This is a genomic window from Actinomadura monticuli, assembly GCF_041463655.1.
In the GTDB taxonomy this organism is placed as follows: Bacteria; Actinomycetota; Actinomycetes; order Streptosporangiales; family Streptosporangiaceae; genus Spirillospora; species Spirillospora monticuli.
Map to the genome: position 1 here is coordinate 132,360 of NZ_JAXCEI010000012.1, position 11,449 is coordinate 143,808.

At 73.1% G+C, this 11,449-nt stretch carries 10 protein-coding genes; all 10 read right to left on the reverse strand.

Translation table 11 applies throughout. The features are described 5' to 3' along the window. Positions 1-4: 4 nt before the first annotated feature. A complete protein-coding gene (gene nadC / locus SM611_RS26010; protein ID WP_371952583.1) occupies positions 5-862 on the reverse strand; it encodes a carboxylating nicotinate-nucleotide diphosphorylase in 858 nt (285 codons plus the stop codon). Then, positions 859-2,721: an L-aspartate oxidase gene (locus tag SM611_RS26015; protein ID WP_443112141.1), complete on the reverse strand. Its 1,863-nt coding sequence runs from the start codon at positions 2,719-2,721 to the stop codon at positions 859-861. Before SM611_RS26015 ends, nadC begins: the two co-directional genes overlap by 4 nt. Before the next feature lie 113 nt (positions 2,722-2,834). Further along, positions 2,835-3,251 carry an aspartate 1-decarboxylase gene (gene panD, locus SM611_RS26020; protein ID WP_371952586.1) on the reverse strand — a complete coding sequence of 139 codons (417 nt, stop codon included), beginning with the start codon at positions 3,249-3,251 and terminating at the stop codon, positions 2,835-2,837. Further along, entirely contained in the window at positions 3,251-4,105 is an 855-nt protein-coding gene (gene panC, locus SM611_RS26025; RefSeq protein WP_371952588.1) for a pantoate--beta-alanine ligase, read from the reverse strand. Before panC ends, panD begins: the two co-directional genes overlap by 1 nt. Positions 4,106-4,478: 373 nt before the next feature. After that, complete coding sequence (locus tag SM611_RS26030) at positions 4,479-5,390, reverse strand: Rossmann-like and DUF2520 domain-containing protein (RefSeq protein ID WP_371952589.1); 912 nt, start codon at positions 5,388-5,390, stop codon at positions 4,479-4,481. Between the two features lie 111 nt (positions 5,391-5,501). Further along, positions 5,502-7,997, reverse strand: a complete 2,496-nt coding sequence (locus SM611_RS26035; protein ID WP_371952590.1) for an ABC transporter permease — start codon at positions 7,995-7,997, stop codon at positions 5,502-5,504. Beyond that, positions 7,997-8,770, reverse strand: coding sequence for an ABC transporter ATP-binding protein (locus tag SM611_RS26040; protein WP_371952591.1), 774 nt, complete (start codon positions 8,768-8,770; stop codon positions 7,997-7,999). The genes SM611_RS26035 and SM611_RS26040 overlap by 1 nt, the downstream gene beginning before the upstream one ends. A gap of 295 nt (positions 8,771-9,065) precedes the next feature. Beyond that, complete coding sequence (locus SM611_RS26045) at positions 9,066-9,383, reverse strand: hypothetical protein (protein WP_371952593.1); 318 nt, start codon at positions 9,381-9,383, stop codon at positions 9,066-9,068. Between the two features lie 159 nt (positions 9,384-9,542). Beyond that, positions 9,543-10,160, reverse strand: a complete 618-nt coding sequence (locus SM611_RS26050) for a response regulator (RefSeq protein WP_371952722.1) — start codon at positions 10,158-10,160, stop codon at positions 9,543-9,545. Positions 10,161-10,267: 107 nt separating this feature from the next. Beyond that, positions 10,268-11,437, reverse strand: coding sequence for a sensor histidine kinase (locus tag SM611_RS26055; RefSeq protein WP_371952594.1), 1,170 nt, complete (start codon positions 11,435-11,437; stop codon positions 10,268-10,270). Positions 11,438-11,449: the final 12 nt, after the last annotated feature.

Sequence of the window (11,449 nt, forward strand, 5' to 3'; positions counted from 1 at the left end):
CTGGTCAGGTGAAGTCAAGGCCGATGTCGAACACGTGCGCCGAATGCGTCAGCGCGCCGACGGCAAGGTAGTCCACCCCGGTCACGGCGACGTCTCGGGCCCGATCCAGGGTAAGGCCACCGCTGGCCTCGATCTCCGCCCGCCCCGCCACAAGGCGTACCGCCTCGGCCGTCTCGGCGTCGGTCATGTTATCGAGCAGGATGCTCGTCGCGCCCACCGCGAGCGCCTCTTCCACCTGTGCGAGGGTGTCGCACTCCACCTGGATGTGGAGGGACGGGTAGACGGCGCGGATCGCCTCGTAAGCCTTGGTGACGCTTCCGGCCGCCGCGATGTGGTTGTCCTTGATGAGGGCGGCGTCGTGCAGGCCCATCCTGTGGTTGACCCCGCCGCCGCAGTGGACGGCGTACTTCTGGAGGGCGCGCAGCCCGGGGAGGGTCTTGCGGGTGTCGCGGACCTTAGCCTTGGTCCCCTCCATGGCGTCCGCCCACCGCCGCGTCGCCGTCGCGATTCCGGACAGGTGGGTGAGCAGGTTCAAGGCCGTCCGCTCGGCCTTCAGCACGGCCCGGGTCTGCCCGCTGACCGAGATGAGGACCTGCCCCGGGACGACGCGGTCGCCGTCCGCGACCTTCGTCTCGCAGGCGACGTCGAGCAGTTCGAACACGACGCACGCCACCGGGACGCCGGCGACGACGCCCTCGTCGCGCGCCCTGAGGTCGCCCGCCGCGGTGTCCTCCGGCGCGAAGATCGGCATGCTGGTGACGTCGACCTCCCCGTCCTCGGCCAGCGCCGTCCGGACGAGGTTTTCCACAGTTCGCGGATCGAGCCCGGCGGCGCTCAGGCGCTGCGAGAGTTCCGGTGTCATGAGCGCTTTCCCTCCAGAGGTTCGTACGTGGTCGTCAGGGTGTTCCCCGCGAGCCGCGTCACCAGATGCCCGCGCCACGCGCCGTCCGCCCGCTCGGGGAAGTCCTCCCGCCAGTGGCTCCCGCGCGTCTCCTCGCGCCGCCGCGCCGCCGCCGCGATCGCGGACGCGACGGTGTACAGGTTGGTGACCTCCCAAGCCTCCACCCCCGGCTCCGCCCGACCGCCGCCGGCCCCGAGCCCTGCCAGCTCCCGCACCGCGCGTTCCAGGCCGTCCGCGCCCCGAAGCACGCCCACATGGGAGGACATGACCCGCTGGATCTCCGCCCGCATGCCCGGCTCCAGCAACCCGCCGCGTCCCTCCCCGGAGGCCACCGCCATGCCGTCACCATCGGCGCGTTCACCGCCCACCGGCGCCGGCTCCGCACCACCGGTTCCGGTGGCCGAGGCGTTCGCGCTGCCGGCCGTCATGCGGTGCACGCTGTCCTGCGCCTCATCTGCCTCGTCCACTTCGAATCCGTCGCTTGCGGCGACGTCCGCCGCGTTCGCTCCCCCCGTGGGGCCGTCAGCGGAGATGGTGGCGAGCCCCGGGAGGTCGTGTTCCAGCGCGGCGGATATCCGGGCGGCGAAGACGAGGCCCTCCAGGAGGGAGTTGGAGGCCAGGCGGTTCGCGCCGTGGACCCCGGTGCAGGCGACCTCACCGCAGGCGTACAGGCCGGGGACGGACGTGCGGCCGTACAGGTCCGTACGGACGCCGCCGCTGGCGTAGTGCGCGGCCGGGACGACGGGGATGGGCTCGGTCACCGGGTCGATGCCGTGATGGCGGCACGCCGCCATGATGTTGGGGAACCGCTTCTCCCACATCGCCGCGCCGAGATGGCGGCCGTCCAGCAGCATGCAGGACGCGCCGGTCTCGCGCATCCGGTTCATGATCCCCTTGGCGACGATGTCGCGCGGGGCGAGCTCGGCGAGCACGTGCCGTCCGACCATGAAGCGGACCCCGTCGTGGTCGACCAGGTGGGCGCCCTCTCCGCGGACGGCCTCGGAGATCAGCGGCTGCTGCCCGGTCACGCCGTCGCCGAGCCACAGCACGGTCGGGTGGAACTGGACGAACTCCAGGTCGGTGGCCTCGGCCCCGGCCCGCAGCGCGAGCGCCACGCCGTCGCCGGTCGAGACCTCGGGGTTGGTCGTCGCGGAGAACACCTGGCCGAGCCCGCCGGTGGCGAGCACGACGGCCCGGGCCCGGACGGCGCCGACGCCGCCCGGCTGCCCTTCGCCCATGACATGGAGGGTGATCCCGGCCGCGCGTCCGGCGGCGTCCTTCAGCAGGTCGAGGACCAGCGCGTGCTCGATCACCTCCACGCCGGAGTCCTTGAGCTCGGCGCGGAGGGCGCGGCTGATCTCCGCGCCGGTGGCGTCCCCGCCGGCGTGCGCGATGCGGCGCCGGTGGTGGCCGCCCTCGCGGGTCAGCGCGATGCCGCCGTCGCCGGCGAGGTCGAACGCGGTGCCGAGCTCGATGAGCCCGCGGACGGCCTCCGGCCCCTCGGTGACGAGCGCCCGGACGGCGGCCTCGTCGCACAGCCCGACCCCCGCGACCAGGGTGTCGGCGAGGTGCTCCGCAGGGGTGTCGTCCGGGGCGAGCGCGGCGGCGATCCCGCCCTGCGCCCAGCGGGTCGAGCCCGCGTCCAGGAGGGCCTTGGTGACGAGCAGCACCCGCCCGCGCGAACGGCAGCGCAGCGCGGCGACGAGCCCGGCGATGCCGGACCCGATGACGACGACGTCGGCCTCGGCGGTCCAGCCGGGCGCGGGGGCGTGGAGAACGGAAGGGATCACGAGCCCTCCTCCGGGATCGGTTCTCGTCATTATGACTCTAACCCCGGAGAACCCGGACGCCCGCCCCCGCATTCCCCGCCCCGGCGGTCGGCGCGGGGCCCGCCGGTGACCGGCACCGGCCACCAGGGGCCGGTGGCCGATCGTCAGTCGCGGACCAGATCGCCGCGAGTGGTCCGGGTGCCGGGCACGGGCTCGGCCGGGTCGGTGCCCAGCGAGATGATCTTGTTGTCCCGGTCGACGTGCACGACGGACGGGACGAACTCGCGGGCCTCCGCGTCGGCGAGCTGGGCGTAGCTGATGATGATCACCAGGTCGCCCGGCTGGACGAGGCGGGCCGCGGCCCCGTTGATGCCGATGACGCCCGAACCGCGCTCACCCGCGATCAGGTAGGTCTCCAGCCGGGCGCCGTTGTCGATGTCCACGACCGAGACCTGCTCGCCGGGCAGCAGGTCGGCGGCGTCCATCAGGTCCTGGTCGATGGTGAGCGAGCCGACGTAGTGCAGGTCCGCCTGCGTCACCGTGGCGCGGTGGATCTTGGACTTGAACATCGTCCGGAACATCAGTGCTCCTTGCCGAGCTGGAGGTGAACGTTGTCGATGAGGTGGGTGGAGCCGACGCGGCCCGCGACGGCGAGGACGGCCTCGCCGCCGGACACGACCGGGGTGAACGTCGCCGGGTCGACGAGGACGAGGTAGTCGAGCACGAGCGGGGGGTCCGCGGACGCGGCCTTGTCGAGGACGGCGCTCGCCGCGCCGAGCACCGCGCCCGGCCCTTCCGCGGCGGCGTCCGCCCCGGCCTGGAGGGCGCGCGACAGGGCGAGGGCCGTCCCCCGCTCGGCCTGCGACAGGTAGCGGTTGCGGCTGGAGAGGGCCAGGCCGTCCGGCTCCCGGACGGTCCGGCCGCCCAGCACGCGCACGGGCACGTTCAGGTCGGCGACCATCCGGCGGATCATCGCGAGCTGCTGCGCGTCCTTCTCCCCGAAGATCGCCACATCGGGCCGGACGAGGTTCAGCAGCTTCAGCACGACGGTGAGCATCCCGTCGAAGTGCCCGGGCCGCGCCGCGCCCTCGACGACCTCGCCCATCGGGCCCGACTTGAGCGTCACCTGCGGCTCGTCCGGATACATGACCTCGCGGGACGGCGCGAAGATCAGGCCGACGCCCTCGCGGGCGCACGCCTCGGCGTCGGCGTCGAACGTCCGCGGGTAGCGGTCGAAGTCCTCGCCGGGCCCGAACTGCAGCGGGTTGACGAAGATGCTGACGGCGACGGCGTCGGCATTGCGGCGCGCCTGCCGCATCAGGGACAGGTGGCCCTCATGCAGGGCACCCATGGTCGGCACGAACGCCAGCGTCCCCTCGACACGGGCCCGCGCCGCCGCGAGTTCCTCCCGCGTCCGCACAATGACGGGTTTCAATCGCCCTCCCACATCATCTGAGTCCCGGCCGGTCGCTCCTTGAACACGAACCTCGGAGCAACGACTTCCCGATCACCCCGAACCGCCCGCCCGCGGGCGAGGGCAGATGCGCTCCGGCACGGCACCGGCCCGCCCCACACCCCTCCGGAAGGCGGCCGTCGCACCTCGTACGCAGACCGGGCGACCCCGCCCGTCGCGGGCACCGGCGCGTCCGGCTCTCGGCGCAGCACCCGATCGCCGCGCGGCGGCCGGACGAGCGGGCCCGCGGGTCGCGACCGGAGCGGGCGTCCTTCGCGGGTGCGGGGTGCCGGCGGTCGGTGGAGGGAGCGCCGGCCTGGTCTGCGGGCGCTCTGCGAGGTGTCGGGGGCGGGGGTCAATCGGCCAGGGCTTCCAGGAGGCGTTCGGCGGCCTCGGGCTTGAGAAGCCCGGCGCCGAGGGCGCGGTCGGCGGTGAGGCGGGCCAGGGCGATGTAGGCGCGGCGGCTCTCCGGGGAGACCTTGGCCAGTTCCGCGATGTGGTCGGAGACCGTGCCGGCGTCGCCGCGGGCGACGGGGCCGGTGAGACCGTCGATGCCGAGGCGGAGGCCGTTGTCCAGGGCGGCGCCGAGGAGGGGGCCGAGCATCCGGCCGGGTTCGGCCACGCCCGCGCGGGACAGCAGGTCCATCGACTCGACGACGAGGGTGACCAGGTGGTTCGCGCCGCCGGCGAGGGCGGCGTGGTAGAGCGGGCGGGCCGCCTCGGTGATCCAGACCGGCTCGCCGCCCATTTCGAGGACGAGCGCCTCCGCGACCGGGCGGAGCGGCTCGGGCGAGGTGACGCCGAACGAGATGCCGGTGAGCCGGTTCACGTCGTCCGGCCGTCCGGTGAAGGTCATCACCGGGTGCAGGGCCAGCGGCAGGGCGCCCGCGCGGGTGAGCGGGTCCAGGACGGCGCTTCCGTAGCGTCCGCTGGTGTGCATGATCAGTTTGCCGGCGACGGGGACGCCCGCGGCGACGAGGCCGGAGGCGAGTTCGGGCAGTTCGTCGTCCGGGACGGTCAGCAGTACCAGGTCGGCGGCGGCGACCACGTCCTGCGGCGTCGCGACGGCCGCGCCGGGGAGGCGTTCCTCGACGCGCGCCCGCGACCGGTCGGACACGGCGGTCGCGGCGACGACGCGGTGGCCCGCGCGGGACAGCGCGGCGCCGAGCGCCGTGCCGACGCGGCCGGCGCCGACGACGCCGACCGCGAGCCGCGCGGGCCGCTCTTCCGGGCCGTTTCCGGGCACGCCGGGGTCAGAAGGGTCCATCGGTTTTCGTTCCAGTCCTCACATGTAGGTACCGGACGGGCGCGAACCAGAGTACCCATGGGACCCGGTCACGTGGTCCGGTGGGTGACGAGCGCCACCCCGGCCTCCCATTCAGTCATGCGCGAGGGACTCGACGATGGACGTCCTCGCGGCGCGCCGCGCCGGCAGCACGGCGGCGATCGTCCCGGCCGCGCCGGCGAGGACGACGAAGCCGATGACCTGCGGGTAGGGCAGCGCGAAGATCGAGTCGGACGCCATCGCGTTCGTCGCGGCCCAGCCGAACCCGACCCCGAGGACGACCCCGGTGAACGCGCCGATCACGGCCATGACCAGGGCCTCGACCGACAGCATCCGGCGGAGCTGGCGCTTGGTGAGGCCGAGGGCGCGCAGCAGCGCCGACTCGCGGGTGCGCTCCACGACCGACAGGGTGAGCGTGTTCGCGATGCCGAACAGCGCGATGACGATCGCCAGCCCGAGCAGCCCGCCGAAGATCATCAGCACCATGTCGATCGCCTTGGTCATCGTCTCCTCGAACTCGGCGGACGAGGCCACCTTCGCGGCCGGGTAGGGCCGCGCCGCCTCGTCCACGGCCCTGCGCGCCTGGGACGCCGGGACGCCGTCGCGGGTCTTGACGTAGACGCCGACCGGGTCCCGGGCGCCGAAGTACCGGCTGAAGTCGGATTCCGGGACGATGATCCCGTCGAGGGTCGCCCCGGCCCCGTACACGGCGGCGATCTTCACGGGCACGGTGCCGCGGGACGTCCGCACCTGGACGGCCTGCCCGAGTCCGTGGCCCGGCATCGTGGCGGTCTCCTCGTCCACCATCGCCGTCCCCGGCTGGAGGGCGGCGGCCAGCGTGCCCTGCTTGATGTCCGGTTCGAGGATCGTGCCGAGCGCCGAGGTGGTGATCGTCGCGATCTGGCCGTCGCCGCCGCCGACCTCGGTGTCCGTGCGGCGCGCCTCGACGACGTCCGACACCTCGGGGCGCTCGCGCAGCGCCTCGGCGAGCGCGTGCGGGACGGTCCCGTCGACGTCCTGCGTCCGGATCTGGAACTGGACGGGGAACTGCTCCGCCAGCTTGTGCGAGGCGGTCGCCTTGCCGCTGGCGGCGACGACCGCGAACAGGCTCATCAGCCCGACGCCGACGGTCAGCGCGATCGTCGTGGTGGCGGTGCGGCGGGGCGCGCGCTGCGCGTTCGCGACCGCCAGCCGTCCCGGGACGCCGCCGAGCCGCGCCGGGACCGCGCCCGCGAGCCGGCCCAGCGGGCGGACGAGCGCCGGCATCGCCGCGATCACGGCGAGGAAGAACACACCGCCGGCGAACGCGACGACGTACATCGCGCTCTCGCCCTTCGCCATGACGACCGAGCCGAGCACGCCGAGGGCGAGTCCCGCCGCGCCGAGCAGGACGGCGATCGCCGTGCGCACCCGGCCGAGCCGGAACCGTCCGCCGCCCGGCTCCAGGTCCGCGCGCAGCGCGGCGATCGGCGCGACCCGGGTCGCCGACCGGGCGGGGAGCAGCGCGGACAGGACGGTCACGACGATGCCGACCGCCAGCCCGAGCACGATCGTCCGCACCGCGAGGGACGGCGCGGCGACGGCCACGGCGCCGTTGAGCCTGGTGACCGCGACCAGCGCGCCCTCGCCGAGGCCGACGCCCGCGCCGAGCCCGAGCAGCGAGCCGGCCAGCCCGACGACGGCGGACTCGGCGAGGACGCCGCCGAACACCTGCCGGCGGGTCGCGCCGACGCAGCGCAGCAGCGCCATCTCCCGCATCCGCTGCGCGATCAGGATCGAGAACGTGTTGTAGATGACCAGGGCGGACACCAGCATCGCGACCAGCCCGAAGATCAGCAGCCCGGTCCGGATGATCTCGGTGTCGGCGCCGGCGGCCTTCGCCAGCCGCGCGCCGAGCTCATCGCCCGTGTACACGTGGCGGCCGGCGCCGGCGGCGGCCTGGACGGCGGCCTCGGTCCCTCCCGCGATGTCGAGTTCAACGTAGGTCTTCTCGCCGGTCATCAGCATCGCGGTCGCCGGGTCGAAGCCCACCGCGCCACGGAAACTCGCCTCCTGGTCGATGCCGAAGTCGACCAGTCCGACGACTTTGAACCGGTGCGGGCGGTTCTTCCCGTCCAGGACGGACACCGTGTCGCCGACGGCGTAGCCCTCCCGCTTGGCGACCTCGGTGTCGAGGACGGTCTCGCCTCCACCGGACGGAGGCCGCCCCTTGTCGACGTCGTAGCGCAGCAGCCGTCCGGACGGCACGGACATGCCGACGGTCGGGAAATCACCGACCGCCTTGCCGTCCTTGCCGACGAGGGCGGCGTCGCCCTTCACCAGCCCGTGCACGTCGGTCACGCCGGGCAGCGCCCTGACCTTCTGCAGCAGATCTGTGCGGAGTCCCTCATCCGGGTCGTCGTCCTTGGGCAGGACCGCGAAATCCACCTTGTCGGCGGATCTCGCGAACGTCTCGGCGACGCCCTTGTCCATCGTGTCCGTCAGGACGAACGTGCCGGAAATGAAGCCGACGCCAAGAGTGATGGCCACCGCGGTCAGCAGGAGACGCAGTCTGTGGGCGCGCAGACCCGCCAGGGTCGTTTTCAGCATCACGCCCCCAGCGCCTTGAGCCGGTCCAGGACGGCCTCTGGGGACGGCTGGAAGATCTCGGAGACGATCTCGCCGTCCCTTAGGAACACCACCCGGTCGGCGTACGACGCGGCCACCGGGTCATGGGTGACCATCACGACCGTCTGCCCCATCTCCCGGACGGACGAGCGCAGGAACCCGAGGACCTCCGCGCCTGCACGCGAGTCCAGGTTGCCGGTCGGCTCGTCCGCGAAGACGACCTCGGGACGGGCGACGATGGCGCGCGCGCACGCCACCCGCTGCTGCTGCCCGCCGGACAGTTCGGACGGACGGTGCGCGAGGCGGTCGCGCAGCCCCAGAACGTCCACGACCTGCTGGAACCAGGCGCGGTCCGGCTTGCATCCGGCCAGTTCCATCGGCAGCAGGATGTTCTGCTCGGCGGTGAGCGTCGGTAGGAGGTTGAACGCCTGGAACACGAACCCGACCCGGTCGCGGCGCATCAGCGTCAGCTGGCGGTCGCCCATCCGGGTGATCTCCGCGTCGCCGAGCATGATGCGTCCGCCCGTGACGGTGTCGAGGCCCGCCAGGCAGTGCATGAGCGTCGACTTCCCGGACCCGGACGGCCCCATGATCGCGGTGAACGCGCCCCGGGCGAACCCGACGCCGACCCCCCGCAGCGCGTGCACGGCCGCGGCACCGGACCCGTACACCTTCGACACGCCCTCGGCGGTGACGGCCGGCGGCGCCGCGGCCACGGGGGCTCCCCTGGGCGGTTCGGCGAACGTGCTGGTCACGGTGACTCCTTCGCGGTTCCTGCGGGGCCTTGGACGATCGGGGACCACGCTAGGAATCCGCGCCGCCGCTGCCATCGGCCCGGCGTCCACGCTCTGCCTCACTCTCACGGCTATCCGCCCCGCCCGTGTACGACCTGAGTCGTACGGATCCGTCACCCCGTCCACCGACACCCGTCCGGCCGGGGCCTGTGGCGCCGCCCGACGCGGGCGGGCGTGGTCGGACGCGAAAGCGCCGGAGACCCGAAAACAGGTCTCCGGCGCTCCGGCGACGGGCGTGGGGTGCCCGTCGGGTGGATCAGCCGTTGCTGGCGTGCGCGCCGCCCTTGCAGCCGCCCGAGCCGGCGATGCCGAGCACGGCGACGGCGTTGCCGCAGACGTCGACGGCGGCGGAGATCGGGGCGACCACCTGGGTGCCGTTCAGCACGCCGAAGTTGCCACTGGTCGAGTTGCCGTTGCCGGCGCCCCCGCCGTGATGGTGGTGGTGGTGACCGTGCCCCTTGCCGTGGTGGTCCCAACCGCCGCCGTAGGCGGAGGCGTAGGCGGGCGTCGCGGCCAGGGCGGAGCCGGCGACGGCGAAGCCGAGGATGCCGGTGGCGGCAAGCTTCTTGAACACGTGAGTCCTCCCGTACGTGGGCTTAGCAGGCCCGTTCTGACAATGCCGACGTCGCCCGCGAAGACGGCGTCGCGTACGGTAGTTACCCAGCTACTTTCAGGTAGGACAATGCTGCGCGTCATGCCGAAGACAAAAAGTCACCAGCGAGCAATCAAGTCGTTACGCAGAGTGGCCACTTTGACCGCTTTTCACCAGCCCCGTCTCATAAGCGAACACGACCGCCTGCACCCGGTCGCGCAGGCCGAGCTTCATGAGGATCCGTCCCATATGCGTCTTGACCGTGGCCTCCGAGACGTAGAGCCGGCCCGCGATCTCGGCGTTCGACATGCCGCGCGCGACGAGCCGCAGCACCTCGCCCTCCCGCTCGGTCAGGCTCTCCAGCGCGCCGCCCGCCTTCTCGTCCGCGTCCGGCAGGTGCACGGCGAACCTGTCCAGCAGGCGCTTCGTCGTGCTCGGCGCGACCACCGCGTCCCCCGAGTGGACGGCCTTGATCGCCTCGATGAGCTGCGCCGGCCCGGCGTCCTTCAGCATGAAGCCGCCGGCCCCCGCCTTGATCGCCGCGAACGCGTACTCGTCCAGGTCGAACGTCGTCAGGATGACGACCTTCGGTCCCGACCGCGCCACCACCAGCCGGGTCGCCTCGATGCCGTCCATCCGCGGCATGCGCACGTCCATGAGCACCACGTCGGCGCGCGTGCTCCGCAGCAGTTCGAGCGCCTGCACGCCGTCGCCCGCCTCGCCCACGACCTCGATGTCGGGCTGCGCGTCCAGCACCATCCTGAAGCCGGCCCGCACCAGCTCCTGGTCGTCCACGAGCACGACCCGGATGGGCCCTGCCGCGTCCTGCGGCACGTCCTGAAACACCGCCACGTCCTCCGCCTCCGTCACGCCGCGACCTCCTCGCGGACCGGGATCCGCGCGACCACCTCGAACCCCCCGCCGGGGCGCGGAGCCGCGCGGACGTCGCCCCCGTACACCGTGACGCGCTCCCGCATCCCGGCGAGACCGTGGCCCCGGCCGTCGTCGAACGCGGCCGCGCCGCGCCCGTCGTCCTCCACCCGGATCTCCAGCGCGTCGCCCGCGTAACGCAGCCGGACCGACACCCGCACCCGCGGGCCCCCGTGCTTGAGCGTATTGGTCAGCGCCTCCTGGACGATCCGGAAGACGGTGAGCTGCCGCCCCTCCGACATGGCCGCCGGCGTCCCGTGCACCTCGTACGCCACCGCCAGCCCGGACGCGCGGACCTGCTCCACCAGGTCGTCGATCTCCGCCACCCCCGGCTGCGGCGCGTACGTCCCCGCGTCGTCGTCCTCGCGCAGGACGCCGAGGAGCCGCCGCATCTCCGCCAGCGCCATCCGTCCCGTCGAGGAGATCGTGTCGAGCGCCTGCCTGGCCCGGTTCACGTCGGTGTCGATCGCGTAGGACGCGCCGTCGGCCTGCACCACGATCACGCTGACGTTGTGGGCCACGACATCGTGCAGCTCCCGGGCGATGCGGGCCCGCTCCGCGGCCATGGCCACCTTGACCTCGTTGTCGCGTTCGCGCTCCAGCCGCTCGGCCCGCTCCTCCACCGAACGCAGGTAGGCGCGGCGCGTGCGCATGTGCAGGCCGAGCACGTACACGCCCGCCGCCAGCACCGTCAGCATGATGAACGTGCCCTTGCGGCCGTCGGGCTCGGTCGGGTACCGCCAGGTCGCCAGGCCCGCGCCGACCACGCCGACCAGCGCGGCCGAGAGCCCCCAGCGGAACGAGGGGCCGGCCGCGACCGTGTAGATCCCCATGAGGACGGCTATGTTCGCCTGGACCGGCGGCACCCCCGCCAGGCACTGGACGAACGAGACCAGCGCGACCACGGCGAGCACGGTGCGTGGGTACGTCCTCCGCAGGACGAGCGGACCGGTGAGCAGAACGGTCAGCAACACGTACCGCTGCGCCGTTATCCCGTACGAGCCGCCCAGCACCGAAGGGACGGCGATCAGCAGGATCGGCAGCGCGAAGAACGCGTCGACCAGCGGCTTCTTACCCCGCAGCCACTCCCACCCGCTCGCCACCATGCCGACAGCGTA